The 19,458-nt window shown below is 43.7% G+C and carries 18 protein-coding genes, 1 riboswitch and 1 other annotated feature; of the genes, 2 read left to right on the top strand and 16 right to left on the bottom strand.

What is annotated here, in order from left to right; translation table 11 throughout:
• Positions 1–122: 122 nt before the first annotated feature.
• From BLR42_RS01775 to BLR42_RS01720, 12 genes are all read right to left on the bottom strand, one after another.
• On the bottom strand, positions 123–1,865 hold the full coding sequence (locus BLR42_RS01775) for a proline--tRNA ligase (protein ID WP_091866125.1): 1,743 nt from the start codon (positions 1,863–1,865) through the stop codon (positions 123–125).
• A 97-nt stretch (positions 1,866–1,962) separates the two neighbouring features.
• Positions 1,963–2,217 (bottom strand) — a binding site (T-box leader).
• Positions 2,218–2,276: 59 nt separating this feature from the next.
• Positions 2,277–2,876 carry a hypothetical protein gene (locus BLR42_RS01770; protein ID WP_091866123.1) on the bottom strand — a complete coding sequence of 200 codons (600 nt, stop codon included), beginning with the start codon at positions 2,874–2,876 and terminating at the stop codon, positions 2,277–2,279.
• Positions 2,873–3,712, bottom strand: coding sequence for a metal ABC transporter permease (locus BLR42_RS01765; RefSeq protein WP_091866121.1), 840 nt, complete (start codon positions 3,710–3,712; stop codon positions 2,873–2,875). Before BLR42_RS01765 ends, BLR42_RS01770 begins: the two co-directional genes overlap by 4 nt.
• A gap of 1 nt (position 3,713) precedes the next feature.
• Positions 3,714–4,433 carry a metal ABC transporter ATP-binding protein gene (locus BLR42_RS01760; protein WP_091866119.1) on the bottom strand — a complete coding sequence of 240 codons (720 nt, stop codon included), beginning with the start codon at positions 4,431–4,433 and terminating at the stop codon, positions 3,714–3,716.
• Between the two features lie 29 nt (positions 4,434–4,462).
• Entirely contained in the window at positions 4,463–5,581 is a 1,119-nt protein-coding gene (locus tag BLR42_RS01755) for a metal ABC transporter substrate-binding protein (RefSeq protein WP_091866117.1), read from the bottom strand.
• A gap of 66 nt (positions 5,582–5,647) precedes the next feature.
• Entirely contained in the window at positions 5,648–5,965 is a 318-nt protein-coding gene (locus BLR42_RS01750; RefSeq protein ID WP_022762173.1) for a hypothetical protein, read from the bottom strand.
• Positions 5,966–6,087: 122 nt separating this feature from the next.
• Positions 6,088–7,392, bottom strand: coding sequence for a phosphomethylpyrimidine synthase ThiC (thiC, locus tag BLR42_RS01745; RefSeq protein WP_091866115.1), 1,305 nt, complete (start codon positions 7,390–7,392; stop codon positions 6,088–6,090).
• Between the two features lie 464 nt (positions 7,393–7,856).
• Positions 7,857–8,756, bottom strand: coding sequence for a bifunctional hydroxymethylpyrimidine kinase/phosphomethylpyrimidine kinase (gene thiD, locus BLR42_RS01740; RefSeq protein ID WP_091866113.1), 900 nt, complete (start codon positions 8,754–8,756; stop codon positions 7,857–7,859).
• Entirely contained in the window at positions 8,753–9,397 is a 645-nt protein-coding gene (thiE, locus tag BLR42_RS01735; RefSeq protein WP_091866111.1) for a thiamine phosphate synthase, read from the bottom strand. The genes thiD and thiE overlap by 4 nt, the downstream gene beginning before the upstream one ends.
• 63 nt (positions 9,398–9,460) lie before the next feature.
• The gene (locus tag BLR42_RS01730) at positions 9,461–10,315 is read right to left on the bottom strand and encodes a hydroxyethylthiazole kinase (protein ID WP_091866109.1); all 855 of its coding nucleotides are present in this window, start codon (positions 10,313–10,315) and stop codon (positions 9,461–9,463) included.
• Entirely contained in the window at positions 10,316–10,876 is a 561-nt protein-coding gene (gene thiW / locus BLR42_RS01725) for an energy coupling factor transporter S component ThiW (protein WP_091866107.1), read from the bottom strand.
• A gap of 127 nt (positions 10,877–11,003) precedes the next feature.
• Positions 11,004–11,108, bottom strand: a riboswitch (TPP riboswitch).
• Positions 11,109–11,155: 47 nt separating this feature from the next.
• On the bottom strand, positions 11,156–12,145 hold the full coding sequence (locus BLR42_RS01720) for a nucleotidyltransferase family protein (RefSeq protein WP_091866106.1): 990 nt from the start codon (positions 12,143–12,145) through the stop codon (positions 11,156–11,158).
• Between the two features lie 347 nt (positions 12,146–12,492).
• Here BLR42_RS01720 and BLR42_RS01715 point away from each other — a divergent pair, with 347 nt between their 5' ends.
• Both BLR42_RS01715 and BLR42_RS01710 read left to right on the top strand, forming a co-directional pair.
• Positions 12,493–12,849 (top strand): BlaI/MecI/CopY family transcriptional regulator, encoded by a 357-nt coding sequence (locus tag BLR42_RS01715; RefSeq protein WP_026511612.1) that lies wholly within the window; start codon positions 12,493–12,495, stop codon positions 12,847–12,849.
• Between the two features lie 99 nt (positions 12,850–12,948).
• Positions 12,949–13,434 carry a hypothetical protein gene (locus tag BLR42_RS01710; RefSeq protein ID WP_091866104.1) on the top strand — a complete coding sequence of 162 codons (486 nt, stop codon included), beginning with the start codon at positions 12,949–12,951 and terminating at the stop codon, positions 13,432–13,434.
• A 598-nt stretch (positions 13,435–14,032) separates the two neighbouring features.
• Here the strand turns inward: BLR42_RS01710 and BLR42_RS01705 are convergent.
• The 4 genes from BLR42_RS01705 to BLR42_RS01690 all read right to left on the bottom strand — a co-directional run bounded on the left by BLR42_RS01705 (position 14,033) and on the right by BLR42_RS01690 (position 19,455).
• Positions 14,033–14,932: a carbohydrate ABC transporter permease gene (locus BLR42_RS01705; RefSeq protein ID WP_022762462.1), complete on the bottom strand. Its 900-nt coding sequence runs from the start codon at positions 14,930–14,932 to the stop codon at positions 14,033–14,035.
• Between the two features lie 15 nt (positions 14,933–14,947).
• The gene (locus BLR42_RS01700; protein ID WP_091866102.1) at positions 14,948–15,886 is read right to left on the bottom strand and encodes an ABC transporter permease; all 939 of its coding nucleotides are present in this window, start codon (positions 15,884–15,886) and stop codon (positions 14,948–14,950) included.
• 142 nt (positions 15,887–16,028) lie between these two features.
• Positions 16,029–17,783: a type 2 periplasmic-binding domain-containing protein gene (locus BLR42_RS01695; protein WP_091866100.1), complete on the bottom strand. Its 1,755-nt coding sequence runs from the start codon at positions 17,781–17,783 to the stop codon at positions 16,029–16,031.
• A gap of 91 nt (positions 17,784–17,874) precedes the next feature.
• Positions 17,875–19,455 (bottom strand): response regulator transcription factor, encoded by a 1,581-nt coding sequence (locus BLR42_RS01690; RefSeq protein ID WP_091866098.1) that lies wholly within the window; start codon positions 19,453–19,455, stop codon positions 17,875–17,877.
• Between the last annotated feature and the right edge of the window lie 3 nt (positions 19,456–19,458).

The following is a 19,458-nucleotide window of genomic DNA, read 5'->3' as shown; positions in this document are numbered from 1 at the left end:
CCTCCTCATAAATCGATGTCAATACTTTTCTGACTAATTTTATATTTTTAGTCAAAAATAATTCAGGGCATAAAAATACCCCTTTTACAGGACTATTTTCATCCTGTAAAAGGGGCATTTTATTATATTCTGCTCTTCACCTTGGAATTAATCTCTTCATAAAGAGAGTCCATGAGCTTCTTGGTTTCAGTGATAATGTCCTCTTTTTTCACAGAGAGCTGTACGCTCTTATCTCTTGTGCAGAGCTCAATCTCGCCGTTAGCAAGAGCCTTGGGACCAACAATCACGCGAACCGGAACGCCGAGGAGATCTGCATCGGCAAACATGACGCCGGCACGGACATCTCTGTCATCATAGATAACCTCTACGCCCATGTTTGTGAGTTCCTCATAGATCTTGTCAGCTGCTTCTCTGCAGGCATCGTCATCTCTTCTCATGCAGCAAACATGCACCTTCCAGGGTGCAACAGTGATGGGCCAGATAGGCCCCTTGTCATCGTGGCGGGCTTCCATGATACTTGCTGCAAGGCGGCCAACACCGATTCCGTAGCATCCCATGATGGGTGTCTTGGAACTACCGTCCTCATCCGTATAGGTCATCTTCATGCTGTCTGAGTATTTGGTACCGAGCTGGAAAATATTACCGACCTCAATACCTCTGCTGATTCTGATGGTTTTCTTACCGCAGCAGGGACAGATGTCACCATCACGAATTTTGCTGACATCAACGTACTCCACATCTCCGATGTCTCTTTTGATGTTAAGGCCTGTGTAGTGATAGTTTGTCTCGTTGCCGCCGCAACACAGGTTCTCGATGCCTTCAAGTGACTTATCATAAACAATCCTGCAATTGCCGTGCTGCTCGTAAGGTCCGCAGAAGCCGGCAACAAGTCCTGATTCCTCAGTGATCTCAGCGGGGTGAACCTCCTCATGGAGGTAGTTTACAAGCTTCGTCTCATTGACCTCGTAGTCTCCGCGAATGAAAACAACTACATACTCATCGGTTGCATTTATCTGATAAACAACGGCTTTACAGGACTCCTCAACCTTGCTCTTTAAGAAAGTGCATACATCTTCGATGGTCTTGCAGTCAGGAGTGTAAACCTTCTTCAGCTCACCAGCAGGCGTGCATCCGGAATTATCCACAGTTGTTTCCGCAGCTTCCATGTTTGCGCTGTAACCGCAGTCATCACACAGTGCAATGGAATCCTCACCTGCATCCGTAAGCAGCATGTACTCGTGAGATACACTTCCTCCGATCATACCTGAATCAGACTTAACCGAGATAACATCAGGAATTCCTGCTCTCTCGAAAATTCTGTCATAAGCATTTGCCATTCTGTCATAGTATTTCTCAAGATCTTCCTGAGAAGTATGGAAAGAATAAGCATCCTTCATTGTAAACTCACGTACTCTTATAAGTCCGGCTCTGGGACGGGCCTCGTCGCGATACTTAGTCTGTATCTGATAAAAAGCGAAGGGATAATTTGCATAAGTGCTTCCGTACTCTCTTGCAAGATGAACAGCCGCCTCCTCATGAGTCATACCAAGTACCATGGGAGTATCATTACGATCCTTGAATCTCAAAAGTTCTTCACCAACGCTCTCATAGCGTCCTGATTCCTCCCAAAGAGCTCCCGGAAGAACCACAGGAAACATAACTTCCTGACAATCCACACCGTCCATTTCCTCTCTCAGGATCTTCTCGATGTTCTGAGTAACTTTCTTCATGGGAGTGTAAAGTGAAAAAATACCGTTTGATACACGCTTCACATAACCGCCGCGAAGGCTGTAGGTGTGGCTGTCAATCACACAGAAGGCGGGCTTTTCCTTGAATCTCACTCCTACTAATTTGCTAAGTTTCATAATAACAACTCCTTTCTTCACTTTGCATGTGAAGCAGACACGGACTCGAAAATGCTTCGCACGCAAAAGAAAAGTCCTAAGCATACTTTATTTGTACACTTAGGACGAATAATGTTTTTATCCGCGTTACCACCTAAATTCAGGCCTGAAAACCTGCACCTCATTGCAAGCTGACACTTGCATGTCTATGATCACGGTGACCTCCGTCAGAAGTTTCTGATCTTTGGAATAAAATCAGTTTTCCCTTCTGCTGCTCCCAGACGGGTTCAATATCCGAAAACCGAAGCCTCTCACCAACCGGCTCCTCTCTGAAGGTCTCAAGATACCTACTATTTCTGTTCTTAGCATTTAACTGTTATTTTAATCCATATCAGAAAAATTACAAGCCCTTTTCTCTCAGCGAAGCCTGGTTTAATTTAGGAGTTTTGCGTCTGTGAGTGTGCAGTACATCGCACCGTTCTCCTCATAGGTATTGAAAATTCCCTCCACTGTCACTTCCGAAATATCTGTCCCCGGGTAGTTCCCATCTGCAAGCTCAAACTCAATTCCCTGGGCGCAGCAGGCGGTCGCATCCGTTATTATGCAAGAATGATAGTCCTTCCCGGTGGTATCGTCGTGGTAGATGTCATAAAGGCCTTGCATCTTCACCTTTCTTCCGACATACATGCCCGGAGTCATCATCATCTGATATACCTCCGCGTAGATCATGGTGGATGACATCGCTGTGAGATCAACCTCTGAGGTGTCGGTTGAATCTGTGCCAGTGGTTTGTGTTGATGCGTCTGATGCGGTTGTAGCAGTGGCTTCTGTTGATGTGTCGACCTCGTCTGGAGAAGTACTTTCTATGGGTGTGTCGACTTCATCTACGGTAGTTGTCTCTGTTGATGTATCGTATACGTCTGAAGTTAAATCTTCCGTTATTTCAACTGCTTCGTTTTTACTTCCGCACGCTGTCGCAAGCACAAGCATACAGCAGACTAACAACAGGTTTCTTTTCACATTTTTATTCATGCAAGCTTCCTCCCTGCTAGCGATCCGCCACAGCAGATTGCAAAGCCAACCGCGTCGATAGCAACAATGGTTGAGCCTACAGGTGTACCGGCAAGTATGGAAACAATGATTCCCACAAGAGCACACACTACGGAAAATACTGCAGAAAAAACAGTCACATTTTTAAAACTGGTAAACAGTCTCATCGCCGATAGTGCCGGAAAAATAATAAGTGCCGATATCAAAAGCGAACCCACAAGGTTCATCGCAAGAACAATGATAATTGCAGTAACCACCGCGATAAGAAGGTTGTAAAAATCCACTTTGGTTCCGACAGCCCTGGCGAAGTTTTCATCAAAAGTCACTGCGAAAATTCTGTTATACAGAAGCACATACGCAGCCACAACAAACACCGACATAATCACACACAGCCATACATCAGTCATGGTAAGGGTGAGTATTGAAGTTGACCCGAAAAGTGTTGTGCAGACATCCCCGGTCAGATTGGAGCTCGTCCCGAACACGTTCATGATGAGATATCCGAAAGCCAAAGCCCCAACCGATATCATGGCGATTGCAGCGTCTCCCTTTACCTTCGCATTATGGCCTGTCCTTAGCAGTAAAATCGCGCTAATTATTGTTATTGGAAGGACCAGCGTCATTCTGTTTGTGAGATTCACTACGCTTGCTACCGCAATTCCGCCAAAAGCCACATGTGAAAGACCGTCTCCGATATAGGAATATCTTTTCAGAACCAACGTCACTCCGAGAAGCGATGAACACAGGGCTATCAGAACACCGACAATCAGTGCGTATCTTACAAAGGGATATTGCATATAAAACAAAAGCTTTTCCATGTCACACTGCCCTCCTTGTGTTAAGTTTTTCATATTCGATAAAAAGTTTACCTTTTTCGCTCGCCATGAATTCCCCTGCGGTTCCAAAGAAGATATCATCCGACATATACAGAATATGGCTTGCATATCTTATCGCAGCCTGAATATCATGGGATATCATGATTATCGTCATTCCGTCAACATTCAGCTTGCTTATAAGCTCGTACATCTCCCCTGTAATCTGCGGATCAAGTCCCGACACAGGTTCATCCAGAAGAAGAATTTTCCCTGCAGCACAGAGAGCTCTGGCCAGAAGGACTCGCTGCTGTTGTCCGCCGGAGAGTTCTCTGTAGCATCTGTCAGCAAGCTCTGTAATCCCCAGCTTTTCCATATTCTTAGCCGCAAGCTCTTTTTCTTTCTTTGTGTAAAAAGGTCGAAACCCAAGCCTAGCCTGGCATCCGGAGATTACGATTTCCTTTACTGACGCAGGAAAGTCCCTCTGAACGATCGTCTGCTGTGGAAGATATCCTATTTCATTTTTTGTTATTCCGTTTCCAAAAATTACATCACCGGAGACCTTGTCGCAAATGCCAAGGAGTGTTTTCATGAGAGTCGTTTTTCCGGAGCCGTTTTCCCCGACAATACAAAGATAGTCACCCTCATTAACCTCAAAATGCAAATTCCTTGCCACTACTGCGTGGTCATAACCAAGAGTCAGGTTGCTGACAGATAATAACTTCATAATAATTCTCACTTTCTGAATGTGCTTCGTTACTCGAGCGCTTCCTTTAATACTTCAAGATTCTGCTCCATGATTTCGAGGTAGGACACGCCGCCCTCAACATCCTCAGAGGTTGTGCTCTGCATGGAATCCATTGTCAAAATCTGCTGGTTTTTATCTTTTGTATTGCTTATTATTGTTTCCGCAATCTTGTGATTTTGTCCCTCAATCGTAAGCACGCTCTTAAGTCCGAGCTCATCCACTTTTCCCGATAAGAAAGCTATAGTCTCAAAGCTCGCCTCAGTCTCCGCAGAGCATCCGACAAAGGCTGCATAGTAGTCGAGACCGTAGTCATCAGTCATATATCTGAAGGGAAATCTGTCTCCGAACAGAACCGTCTTTATGGATGCTCCGGATACCGCGCTTTCGTAGGCAGAATCAAGAGAATCAAGTTTTCCCATATATTCATCTGCGTTAGCCTTGTAGGTATCTGCATTCTCAGGATCGATGGTTGCAAGAGCATCGGCGATCTTCTCAGTGATAACCTGCGCATTTTTCAGAGAAAGCCAGACATGTTCGTCGTATTCAACCTCTTCCTCGGTTTCTGTAGAATCGGCAGCGTTCTCATCTGCATCCTCGCTTTCCTCTTCCTCAGCCTGCATGCCTTCTACAACCTCTTCTTCCTTGACCGTATCTCCGAGAGCGTCCATCAGATTTATAACCACCATATCATCATTTGTTCGCTCAGCAAGGGCATCATCCACCCACTCGTCGGACTCGCCGCCGACATATACGAACAGATCGCACTCCGAGATTTTCATGATATCCTCAGCTGTTGGCTGATAGCTGTGAAGGTCTACGCCGTTATCGAGGAGCATGGTGATATCCGCATCCTCAGCCTTTTCTCCGAGAACCTCTTTTACCCAGTCGTACTCCGGAAAAATAGTGCAGACGATTTTCATCCCGTCATTTTTGGCAGCACCATCGTCTTCATCTACTTCGCTGCTTGTAGCAGTTTCTTCGTCAGTTATCTCCACATTTTCACTCTCCGGAGATTCAGCAACATTATCTGTCGCGGAAGTAATCACACTCTCGTCAGTACTCTTTCCGCACGCACAAAAACAAAGCACCGCTGCCATTGCAGCCGCCGCAATCGAAAATTTTTTCATAGTAATGTCCTCTCTATTCACTTTTATTATGTTGAAAAATTACAGAATTATAGTGGGACAGACTATTTAATCGTTCATTCGAACCATGGAACTTACAGGTGTTGAATACACCAGGACATTGTCTTTTAATTCAAGAATAGCTACAAAAAGGATTACAGCCAAAAAAGCTGCGTAAAGATTAGCGCTGCCATCTCCGAGCTGATTCAGATTATTTTCACACTGCTGCAGCAGCGCACAGACAGGGCAGCTGTCTCCGTCACAGTTATGGAAAGTCTCAACGGATACAAACACCGCTGAAAAAAGCACAACAAAAAGCATCGCAAACGCAAAGTATGCGACTATCAGATTCCGTATACGGTTTTTCTGATTCTTATTTTGCAGCATTTTTATAATCGATTCCAAATTTCTTGTTAGCCATTGCTTAAATCAAACTGATTATATTTCCGTTTCTTTCTTATGTCAAACTGTATCACGGAATTATGATTGCTTTTTGTTGTGTAGATTACTTACAGAATATCTATATGTTCTCCTGCAAGTGCCTTATTCATGCTTCTAACTGCGCAGAATTTCCCGCACATAGAACAGGTATCATCAAATTCGGGAGCCCTATCCTCACGTATGGATTTTGCAGTTTCAGGGTCAATTGCGCACTCCCACTGGCCATCCCAATCGAACTCTTTTCGTGCATCGGCCATCTTGTTATCAATATCCATGGCATGCGGTATTTTCTTAGCTATATCCGCTGCGTGAGCAGCTATTCTTGAAGCAATAATTCCCTGCTTAACATCATCTACATTAGGAAGTGCAAGGTGTTCTGCGGGAGTAACGTAGCAGAGGAAAGCTGCACCTGCCGCGCCTGCGATAGCTCCGCCTATAGCTGAAGTTATGTGATCGTAACCGGGTGCGATGTCCGTGACAAGGGGGCCAAGAACATAGAAAGGTGCTCCCATACAGATAGTCTGCTGCATTTTCATATTGGCCTCTATCTGGTCCATAGGCATGTGTCCGGGGCCTTCAACCATAACTTGCACATCCTTCTCCCAAGCTCTTTTCGTAAGTTCTCCAAGTCTCACCAGTTCCTCAATCTGGCATACATCACTGGCATCCGCAAGGCATCCCGGTCTGCAGGCATCACCGAGGGATATTGTCACATCATACTCTCTGCAGATATCAAGGATTTCGTCGTAGTATTCATAAAAGGGATTCTCCTCTCCGGTCATGCTCATCCAGGCAAACACAAGCGAGCCGCCTCTTGATACTATGTTCATTTTTCTCTTGTGCTTCTTGATCTGGTCGATAGTCTTCCTTGTAATTCCGCAGTGGAGTGTCACAAAATCAACGCCATCTTCGGCATGAAGTCTTACTACATCGATGAAGTCCTTCGCAGTGAGTTCAGAAAGATCCCTCTGATAGTGGATGACGCTGTCGTAAACAGGCACAGTTCCCAGCATGACAGGACACTCTTCCACAAGCTTCTTCCTGAAGGGCTGGGTATTCCCATGTGAAGACAAATCCATAATGGCATCCGCTCCCATGTTGACCGCCGCCATCACTTTTTCCATCTCAATATCGTAGTCCTTACAATCCCTTGAAACTCCGAGATTCACGTTGATCTTGGTCTTCAGCATCGAGCCCACCCCCTTTGCATCAAGGCACTTGTGATTTTTGTTAGCGCAGATCGCAACCTGCCCTTTTGCCACAAGTTCTCTGATTTCTTCGGGCGTTCTGTACTCGTCCTTTGCAACCTTCTCCATCTCGGGAGTGATGATCCCTTTTCTTGCTGCTTCCATCTGTGTTGTGTAATTTCTCACTTATGTCTTCTCCTTCAAATTATGTTTGTATTGATGAATAATAAAGCGACGAACAATAAATCTACACTATTCATCTGTATTTATTGTGTTTACATCTTTTGGTATTTCGTCTTTTGTCTTTCCGGTTTGAGTAGTTTTAGGTCACTACAACAAATTTCTTTTGTTCTTATGTATTTGTTGTATTTTTATTTTTCAGCAACAACAAAACCTTAGTTTTCATCTACATTTGTTGCATTGAGATTTATCCAAAACAACAAGTACTGGTGTAATTTCCTCATTTGTTGTCTTTTCATTTTTCTTGTGCAACAAATCCCCATAATCATTTTATATTTGTTGTCCCTCTCTTTTTTAGCTGCAACAAATTCCTACATATCATCTTGATTTGTTGTTCCTGCACCCTAACCACGATTTTAACTACAATCCCTAACCACAATCCAAGCTACAATGCCTTACTACAATCCTAACTACGACCAAAAACCACAATCTTCCCCGCAATAATGCCAGAGGGGACCGCGGCCGTGACCAAGGTCGAGATCAGCGGATATGCACTTTTTGATATACTCTTTAGCCGATCGTACCGCACTTTCAAGGTCATGCCCTTTAGCAAGATTAGCGGCAATTGCACTTGATAGAGTGCAGCCTGTTCCATGAGTGTTGGGGTTGTCTATTCTTGTGCCGGAAATCCATCTGATATCATCGTCTATGTAAACATTTTCATCAGTAGCTCTACCGGCATCTTCACCCTTGACTTTATAAGCTTCCGCATCAGTATTTTCCACATTTGCCATATACAGCAGATCTGCTGTCACTCCGTGCTCTTCAAAAGTACTGTGTCCGCCTTTTAATAACACGTTACACCCGCAAGCATCTCCAAGAGTCTTTGCGGCAACTTCCATATCCTGCTCGGAAGAAATCTCTATCCCGCACAGTATCTCTGCCTCCGGTATATTGGGTGTAACCAGAATGCTTCGTGAAAATAGTTCTTTCATCATGTATTCGGTAGCATCTTTTCTTGAAAGCTCAGTTCCGGAGGTTGAGCTAAGCACCGGATCAATAACCACATTTTTAAGGTCGTATTTATCAATAGCAAGCACCACCGCCTCCATTGCTTCTTTATTCGGAAGCATACCTATCTTTACCGCGTCAGGCCTGATATCCTCAAGGGCCGCCTCCAGTTGCTTATAGATGAAGTCCTTCGGAACCGGCAGAACTTCGGTGATGCCCATAGTGTTTTGCGCTGTGAGTGCGGTTATCACACTCATTGCGAAAACGCCGTGCGCTTCAATAGTCTTGATGTCCGCCTGGATTCCGGCTCCCCCGGACGAATCACTTCCGGCAATTGTTAAAACCGTCTTCTTTTTCATAAGTCCCCCAGTTCTTCAAAAGCTGAGCCCAATTCTTCTGCTGCCTTTTCAGGATCTTCTGCCTTCATGATTGCAGACACGACGCATATTCCTGCTATCGGGACACCTTTTAGAATCTGAATATTATCCTTATTGAGGCCGCCTATGGCATTTGCGGGTATTGGCACAGCTTCGCAGATACTTCGAAGCGTATCAACCGAGGTCAGAACTGTTTTCACTTTGGTTGTGGTAGGATAAATTGCTCCTACTCCAAGGTAATCGGCACCGCTTTCATAAGCTTCCTTCGCCTGCTGCACAGTCTTAGTCGTGGCACCGATTATCATCTTGCCTCCCACAATTCTTCTTGCGACGCTGACCGGAATGTCGCTCTGCCCTAGGTGTACACCCTCTGCTCCTATCGCCATCGCCACATCTATCCTGTCGTCCACAATCAGCGGCACCTTGTACCTTGCCGTAATCTCATGAACCTTACCCGCAAGCTCCATGTATTCACGGGTGCTCTTTTCCTTTTCCCTGATCTGGACAATCGTGGCGCCGCCCCGTATGGCTGCCTCCGTCTTTCGAAGAAACGTCTCCTCATCCATTCCGGTGCTGTCGGTCACCAGGTAGAGCTTTAGCTGTTCTCTGTCTATTCTTCCCATCTGTCTTGTACTATCCAATCCTATGACCGGACTAATCCTTTCTATGTTTTATGAAAAACGAATTCAGTTAGATGAATGTTTTTCTTCAGCGCATCTAAGCAAACTTTTTACAGTTTCTTCATCGATCATTGAAATTGCATTTAAAAGTTCAACAAGAAAACTTCCGCTTCCAACCATGCTTTCAGATGCTTTGCCATTTGTAAGCCTCTCCGTAACTGCTTCCGCTCTCTCATATGCAATTTCTCCAGCAATCCCGAAAAATCCGGCTGCGCGGAGGACAGCTTCTATGCTCGCATCCCTTGCCAGAAACACGCCGCATATAGCCCCTAGCATGCATCCCGTTCCCGTAATCACCCCCATTATCGGATTCCCATTACTTATAAAAAATGTACGACTTACATCTGATACGATATCCTTCTCACCGCTGGCGAGCACGATCACTCCCAGATTCAAAGCCAGCACTCTTACAATATCAGCTATCTCTGAAGCTCCCAGACTTTCGTCGGCATCGACGCCAACTCCCCTGTAGGACTCATCAAAAATCGCCTTAATCTCGGAGTAGTTTCCCTTAAGTAAAAGGATCCCCTTTTCCCTCAAAGACAATTCCGTTTTCTTCGACCTCATCTTTAGAAGCCTCATCACGAAATCCCTGCGAAGCTTGGAGCAGGCTACGCCCACCGCATCTATCACAACCGGTATATTTTTCTTCAGAGCAGTTTCAAAAGATATCTCCATCGACTCCATTCTGGTGTCCGATATATTACCCAGATTAATTACAAGAGCAGAAGCGCTCTCAGTGATCTCCATGACTTCCAACGGATGCTCAGCCATTATCGGCTTCGCGCCAAGTGCTAAAATTGCATTTGCGCATTGCATCATAGATATTGGATTTGTTATACAGTGAATTAGCTCAGACATTTATGACGCCTTTCTTTTTGTATTACTTTCGCTGTTTTTTTCAGTTGCCTCAACATCCTTAAGACTGTTCTGAATCTTTGAAAGCATACCCGTAGCCTTAAGTCTTAGAAGCAGCAAAAATGCGATGCTTCCCCCAATAAGGGTTCCGCAGATAAAGCTCGGAACGTAAAAAAACCAGGTCAGGCCCTCTTTCCCCCAGAGATAAGTCATAACAGGGTAGGATACAACAGAGCCGATAAGGCCTGTTCCGATGATCTCCCCAAGGACCGCTGCGAAGATTTTCCCTTTTGATAATTTGTAAAAAACTCCTGAAAGTGTTGCCCCGAAAACAGCTCCGGTCAGAGCAAGGGGCGGAATTCCCATAATCGCCATCCTGATGATGCCGATTAAAAGTGCACAGAGAAGCGCGTAAGCCGGTCCCATGAAGACCGCACAGGTTATGTTGATAAGGTGCGCCATCGGGCACATTCCCTCAACTCTCAGAATCGGTGATATCACAACTCCGAGCGCCACAAACATGGCCAGCATAACCAGCCTCAACAAATAGTTACTTTTTTTCATACCTCATCTCCTATCCCAGACGGCTTGCAAAGAGACTCCCCACGGCATTCAACCACAAACCGGAAAACGGTGCCCATTTTTCCAACAAAAAAGGAAGCAACCGTTCAGATTGCTTCCGCATACGTTCTTCCCATAATATCAGGCATCCCTACGTTGGCATTATCCAAATCAGGTTCTCGGTCGAAAGTCACACCTTCCTCTCAGCCTGTACTACAAGCTCCCGTCTGTTTAATTTTTCCTATTTTTTATACAACAAAATTCAATTACGCGCAATAGTTTTTAATCAATAATATCATTCTGGAATCTCGAAAGATGCTCATAGGGCAAAATCAATCTTCCGCGATAGAGTCCGCATCCGTCATTCACAAGCTGATTGTTCACGGCGCCAAACATGTTAACATCAAGCTTGGAAAGGTCAAGCCCCTGCAAAAGCATCCCTCTCTCATATGCTTCGTCAAAATACGTACATTCTCCTGAAGGCACAGTATCCCTGCGGCTTCGCTCTTCATCCTGTCTCTTTTCATATCCCAGATGGTGCGCCGGACCTATCTCCGCATAGTCATCCATCTGCTTGGTCCGAATCTGCACCTCAAGATACGATCTGGATTGGTTGTCATAAAAGGTTATATGAAGTGAACGATATCCGTACGGGCTGGGATTTTTAATGTAATCTCTATAGTACGGCCTGAGAGTTTCTGTGATCATATCAGAAGGGTCCTTGCCAGGTATCCCGTATATCTCAGCCGAAAAGCCCATCTCCTCGAGAAATCCGGGGAGCTCATTTGCAATTTTATACAGGTATTTCAGTTCTATCTCATCGCGGTCTTCCCCGTCCTTCAAGTGACATGCAGGCATGGAAATAACTATGCGGTATGCAATCAGATCTCTTATGGGTCCCATTTCCTGCTTCAATTCCGTGACACTTGGAAAGGCATGATTTTTCCCATAGTAATCATAGACATGCTCAACGATATTTCCATTGAACTTCTCCTCTGCCCTTATCAGGGACTTGATCCTCCCCTTAAATGCGAAAGCAAGAAACGGATATTCATTGGACATGTATTTGTAGAATTCGCGAAGTCGCTGAGACTGCGAAGTCAGGAAATCATTGTGTTCCAGGAGCTCCGTCAACTGAAGAAGAAAATTGCAATGGATTATATCAACGCCATTCTTGGTTTTCATTGCATCCTCTTTAAGATCGTTGTGATATCTCTGCAAAATCTTTAAAACCGTATCCCCCGAATACAGATAATCATTTAATGTGACCATCCTTCATCCCCCTTTCTCTTAAGGCAAAAAGAAAAGACAAAGACCGCCAATCTTTTGAAAAGCGTCTTTGCCTCTACTCATATATATTAGCATAATTTGAGGTTGGGTGTTAGCCCGACAAAATCAGTTCTGTATTATCCCCCGATAAAATAAAGCAATTTTAGCGTGTGATTACCTTGATTCCTGACTTTCTCTAGATTTCAAGGTAATATCCGTCACTTTCATTACCTTGATAATATGTAACTGCCATGTTTCAAGGTACCATAGAGAATAAAGGTTGACAACTTGGTCTATTCAGAGTAAACTCAGAATATGAAGTCTACACAGAATAGACCAAGGAGGTAAATATGGCAGTTGAATTAGGGGAAGTTCAGATGCAGTTTGCCAGGCTTATATGGGAGAAGGAGCCTGTTGGTTCGGGAGAGCTTGTAAAGCTTTGCACCGATGAATTCGGGTGGAAGAAATCTACCACCTACACAGTTCTTAAGAAACTCTGCGAGAAGGGTTTATTTCAAAATGAGGATGGAGTTGTCTCATCCAAAATCTCACAGGAAGAATTTTATACGAGAAAGAGCGAGGAGTTTGTAGAGGAAACATTTGGGGGATCCTTACCTGCTTTTCTTGCAGCTTTCACTTCTCGTCAGAAGCTCTCAAAAAAGGAGCTTGATGAGATTAGGGAAATCATTGATAAGGCGAAGGATTAAATGCTTGCTTTTGTTGGGATATGGTGCAGGAAAATAAATGAATTACAGAAATAGGTGCTTTCACAGTACCTGGATTACTTGAAAATTGGAGGGAAATGTATGGGGACAGTTTTTATTAAAATTCTTGAGATGAGCATAACAGCCTCATTTCTCATGATAGCAGTTATTCTTTTGAGGTTTCCTTTAAAGAAGGCACCTAAGTGGTTTATGGGTGTGCTTTGGGCTATTGTAGCATTAAAGCTCATCATGCCTTTTCAGGTTGAATCACAGTTTGGGATTTTCCCGGATGTGAATGGGGCAGTAGAATCTCTTTTGCTTGGAGATAACAAAGATGAAGAAGTGCCTGAGGTTACTTATCATGACTACACTCCGGCTTCTGAAGTGGGAGCTGCGTCTATAGGTGGCGATAATATGATAGTGCCTTCTGATGCAGAGTATGACTATCTGCCAAATGAACAGATCATAGCCACCAGCGCAAATAGTAGAGCGCTGGAGGTTTTGTCTGTAAGAAGTGAAATTCTTTCTCTCCCTGCAATTCATGGCAGACAGCATCAGCTAACAGACTTCCGCTGGCGGGGTCTGTAGGATAAGGATACTCCTGTAAGAAATTGTATCCGGCGAAGCTGAACGCATCCTGAACACTTTTCCAGAAAATGGTTACATTATCGGAATACACACTGATACGAATGGTATCAATTTTTTCATCATGCGATTTTTCAGAAAGAAACCAGTTTACGGCAGTAGTCTTCCCGTATCCCATCGGCGCCACCACTGTAGTCAATGGGCAAAAAGCAACCTGCCTCAGGCATTCCTGAAGGCGTTCGGAAATATAAATAGTGTTTAAATTCCCTTTGCGTTTTGGCATGATATTATTCCCCTCTATTTGACTTTTGCACTTCCTTGCAAAAGTCCAAGAAATAGACAGTGCTTCAATTTATTATTCTAAATGATGTATCCCCTCCTGTGCCTACGAATTATGCACTGAATTGTTCATAATTCGTACTTGACAAAAATTAAATTGCGCGCTTTGGGTTTCTTGTTTGCGGTAGGTATTGTCGAATTTTAGAGTCATCTGGTTGATTCGTTTCCCAAACAAAAACTCCGCATCGGCCATAACCGATGCGGAGTTCGCATATAAGGAAAGTATTATCTATTTACACCATAAGGTGTAATGGTCTTAGTATCACTCCTTTACGCCACCGATTGTAAGACCGGTAACGAAGTACCTCTGTAAGAAAGGATAAAGAAGTACGATAGGAAGCATTGTTGCAACTGTAACTGCTGCACGTATTGTGATAGGTGTGATGGTGTTTGCACCATTCTTAGCACTATCTGCACTACCACTCTGCTGCATTACTGATGACAGCAACTTCATCAACTCATACTGAAGTGTGGTGTATTCTGTCTTCATACGGTTGTACAGCATTGCATCGAACCATGAGTTCCACTGCCATACCGCAATGAACAGAGCAACTGTTGCGTAAACGGGCTTACTTAAAGGAGAAATGATATCCTTGAAGATTGTCCAGTATCCTGCACCATCAAGCTGTGCGGATTCTTCCAAACTTTCCGGAATTCCTTCCATGTAAGTTCTCATAACCAGCATATTGAAAGCACTGATCATGCCGGGAACCCAGTATACATGGAATGTTCCTGTAAGTCCAAGATTCTTGTAAAGGAGGAATGTAGGAATCATACCACCGTTTACATACATTGTGATAACCCAGAAAAGTGAAAGCTGGGACTTAAATAAAAATCTCTTTCTACTTACTACAAATGCAAGAAGTGCATTTGCAAAAAGTGAAGTGAGTGTTGCAATTACGGTTCTTAATACTGTTACTCTGGCACCTGTCCAAATGTTCTGCATGGCAAATACTGTATTATAGTTTTTCATTGTAAACTTACGAGGCCACAAGTAGATACCGCCTCTTACAGCATCAATACCATCATTAAATGAAAGTGCAACCGTATTGAGTACAGGGTAAAGTGTTATTACTACAAAAAGGAAAAGGAACACTACGACAAATATCTCAAATATGACGTCACTCACCGGTCTTCTTACTTTATACTCTTTTTCGTTCATCGCTTTGCTCCTCCCTTAGAATAATCTCTGCTCGCTGTATTTCTTAGCAATAGCGTTGGCAATAACGATGATTGCAATACTTACAGCACTCTTAAACAAACCAGCAGCAGTACCAAGAGAGTAATCGTTCTGCGAAATACCCCATTTCAGTACATAGATATCGATAGTCTGTGATACAGACTGTACAAGTCCGTTACCAAGCAGGTACTGTACTTCGAAACCTGCATTAAGTACGTTACCGACATTCATAAGAAGAAGAATCATGAATGTGGGCTTTATACCTGGGAAAGTAATATATCTGATCTTTTGTAATCTGTCTGCTCCATCGATGGATGCTGCTTCATATAAAGCAGGATCTATAGCTGTGATGGCTGCAAGATAGATTATTGCGTTCCATCCCGTCTCCTTCCAACAGTTTGCAAATGCAACTATCGGCCAGAAATAACCGGGGTGCGCAAAAAAGTTGATTGCCTGTTTAATAAATCCAAATCTCATCAGCAGGTCATTAATAATACCGGTTGATGACAAAGATACATGGAGAATACTGGTAACAACAATCCATGATAAGAAGTGCGGAAGGTAGGATATTGTCTGAATAGGTTTCTTTATCCATCCTCTTCTTACTTCATTTAAGACAATTGCAAAAAGCACTGCCATTATCGTTGTTGTTACAAGGTTGATCACACCCATTGCAAAGGTATTTCTTATAACCTTAATAAATACTTCATCTTCAAATAGGAACTTAAACTTCGCAAGTCCGACGAAGGTAGATCCAAAAAATCCTTTTTTAGGCTTGTAATTCTCAAAAGCCATAATCCAGCCTGCCAAAGGCAGGTAGTAGAATATAATACCGTACAACACAACAAAGAATGACACACCAAGAAGAAATTTCTGACGTTTCAATTCTTTAATTGTGATCTTCTTGTCCTTTTTCATACTATTATTTTGAGCCATAAGACACTCCTCATTAGGTTTTCTGCAAGAACTTAATCTCTTTTTCCCTTAAGAAAAAGGCAGTAAACATTATATGAATCGCGTTTACCGCCTTTTCCTCTTTTTTCATAATATTCTCTTAGTAAAAATATCTAGCTTTTTATTACTTGAATGTATCAAGAATCTCCTGCATCTCGCCAAGGAAGTCCTCAGGCTTGCATGCATTGTAAGCATCCATGTAATCTGACCATCCCTGCTCGAAATCGTCAGCCATAACTACCTTAGGAAGCCACTCATGCTTAACTTCACCCATCTTAGCCCAAGCTACACCGCCGGGTGTCTCAGTTGTGAAGTTGTTAGAGTATGAGTACATCGGGAACCAAGGTCCGTTTGTCTCCTGTACAGAACCGATCAGCTGAGGATATGTTGTTGCGCCATAAGCATCGAAGCATGCCTTAAGAGGCTCAGCCATATCATACATGAATTCGGATGGCTGCTCTTCAGGCTTGTTAGCATTCTTTCCATCATCAGATGTACCATGCCACTGAGGGAAGTATGAATACTGACATCTGTGTGAAGCCTGGTAAGATGTGTCTGCCCAGTTCTTTCTCTGCTCATCTGTGCGGTAGTATAATCCGTCGTCATCTACTTCATAGTCAACGCCCTTAACACCCCAGAATCTGAGATCATGAAGCTCCTGATCCATTGCACAATCTACAAGGAACTTGAAGGCCTTATCAGGATCCTTACAATCTGTTGTAATAGCGATACCTGAAGCCTGGTTAACTGTGTCATCATATGTATGCCATCTGTTCTCCATGCCGGGCTTTGTTGTAAGTCCAAGCGGAACATAGTTGCAGCCCTTAGCATCAAGGCCTGTCTGCTTGTAAGAATCGTTAACGTTGTTAGCGAAATCCCACCACTGGTCAACCATACCAAGAACACGACCAGTTGAAAGCTTAGCAATATACTCATCATATGTCTGAGTGAAGGACTCAGGATCTACCATGCCCTTCTTGTACTCTTCGTTGAGCTTCTTGAAGTATGCGATAGTATCCTCAGATGTGTTGTAATCCTTGATTGTCATGTCTGTCTTGTCAACGATTACAGAACCGTCATTGGGATATCCTGCAAGGAACTGACCTGCGTTCTCAAGGCAGAAGTATCTCCAGTCTTCGCAAAGGATTGTGTAAGCAATGTTCTCTGTACCATCTTCCATTGTAGGATTAGCTGCAATGTAATCCTCAAGGAGCTGGAAGTACTGATCAAGTGTCTCGATCTTCGGGTATCCTGCCCACTCAAGAACTCTTACCTGAATCCAGAATGCTTCGTCATTATGAGTTGTTGTCTTTGTTTCGCCCTTTGTGTTTCCAAAAGGATTGATCCAATAGATGTGTCCATCGGGCTGACGGAACTTCTCCCACTCTTCCTCTGTGAACCACTTCTCCTTGAATTCAGGATACTGGTCGATGTAATCATCAAGGGGAATAAGGGCATCTGCATCGATCAAAAGATTCATTTCATCGGAATCGATGAAATCAGGATACTCACCACCTGCAATAAGTGTACCTGTAGCCTCGGAAGCTGTCTGGCCTGTAAGCCATGTTTCCTTAACCTTTACACCATACTTGTCAGCGATCATCTGTGCAATTTCATTGTCGTCGTTGATCTCTGAACCCGGCATTGTGATGAACATTGTGAAGTCAGTAACCTCACCGTCAGATGTTGCACTGCCTGCATCTTCGCTGCCTGCGTCTGCACTGCCTGCATCTTCGCTACCAGCTTCTGAACCAGACTCTGTAGCTGTGCCTGCATCAGTTGTTGTACCTGCATCATTGCCGCCATTAGAGCCGCAACCAGCAAGTGTAGCACCGAGCATGCATGTTGCCATCAAAATGCTAACCACTTTCTTTTTCATAAATAGAAATCCTCCTTTTCTTGATGATTAACATTTTACGGAAATGCACTATTAAGTTCATGGGATAAATTATTAATAAAACCCCGAAAAATTATTGTTCCTGTTTTCTATACTTTGCCGGGGTACATCCCTTAGCCTCGATGAATTTGTTCACAAAGTAGTCTACATCGCGGTATCCGACCTTTTCAGCCACCTGATAAATCTTTAAATCAGTCTTTCGAAGAAGGAGCGATGCCTCATCTATCCTCTTCTGATTGAGGTAATCCTTGAAGGAACATTTATATCTTTTTCTGAAAAGCTGCCCCAGATACGCACTGTTTACATAGTATTTTTCACTGAGCTCTTTTAATGTGAGGTTACTTGCGTAGTTCTCCCTCACCTCATTTTCAATATCCGCCAAAACACCCTTGGATACGTTTTTGCGTAGCTGTGCCAGATAATCACCGTATTCACAGGACATTCTGTACAGATGACTCTTACTTCCGCGGCTTATACCTTCCTCGAAACTGCTCTCCGATATAAGTCTCAGAATCTCCTCCTGGTTAACATCGCTGTCCTGCTCACTGGCTATATGAATGAGCTGGAAAAGAAGATAGTTGATATTGAGATTCATGGTTTTTCCGGTTATTCCGGTCTTTAACATTTCTTCGTGGAACTCGTCTACCCGCTGTCTTATCTGAATTTTCTCATTAAGTTCAATCGCTGCTATAAGATTATCGAGCTGCTTTTTGCAAAGAGTTATTCCGCTATCGCGGATCTGATATTCCTCCTCATAGAAGTATATATCTCTGCTCTCGCGAAAGCCCTGCAACGAATGGAGCATGCGCACCGTTGTGTATGATTTTGATATAGCTTCAATTCCGCGCACCATCTTGCCGACAAGCATTGTTATGGGAAAATCGCATACTCTCTCGATTCGTCCGAGCATCTCTCGTAAATAGCTTTCAGGTGAAAGATTATGATCCTTTGCAAGCGCTTCATGGAACAAAAAACCTATATCATATATCTTCTCTTCGCCAAAAGCATCTTTAATTACAAGCTCTGAATTTGCCTTCATATCCTCCTGAGTAACCAAAAGAAGCTTATCCAGGAAAGCAGCTTTTTCCTCGTCAGATACCTCCTCCTGTTCAAGCGTAGGAGAAAGTTCAATTCCGACATAGCACATATCCTCATTTTCCGGCAGATGCTTTTTCAGATATCCGATATTATCATTGCTGTACCTGCCCATGAGCGCAGCCTTAAGATTCTGGTCAAAAAAGGCCTTCTCTCTCTCCATACTTCGTCTTTGCGCAAAAACCTTGTCAGCCTTGCTCGCAGCGACCTTCCTAAGGACCTTCAATATGGCATCCTTCTCAACCGGTTTAAGTATGTACTCCGCGCAGTCGTAGTGAAGTGCCTTCTGCGCATAGGAAAATTCGGCGTAGCCGCTAAGTATCACAAAATATATGTCGGGGTAGCGCTCCCTGACATTTGCAAGGAGCTCTAAGCCATCCATGACAGGCATCTTGATATCGGAAATAATCAGATCAATATTTGTCGTCTTTATGAGATCAAGCGCATCCTGCCCGTTCGAAGCGGTATAGACTTCATATCCCTCGTCCTCGTAATTCAGAAGGACCTTAAGTCCCTGTAATATAAACGGCTCGTCATCCACCAGTAACAAATTAAGCATAAA

It is taken from the genome of Butyrivibrio sp. INlla16 (assembly GCF_900104155.1).
Taxonomy (GTDB): domain Bacteria; phylum Bacillota; class Clostridia; order Lachnospirales; family Lachnospiraceae; genus Butyrivibrio.
The sequence above is the reverse complement of the archived record's forward strand: the minus strand, read 5'-3'. Positions and strand labels throughout refer to the sequence as shown.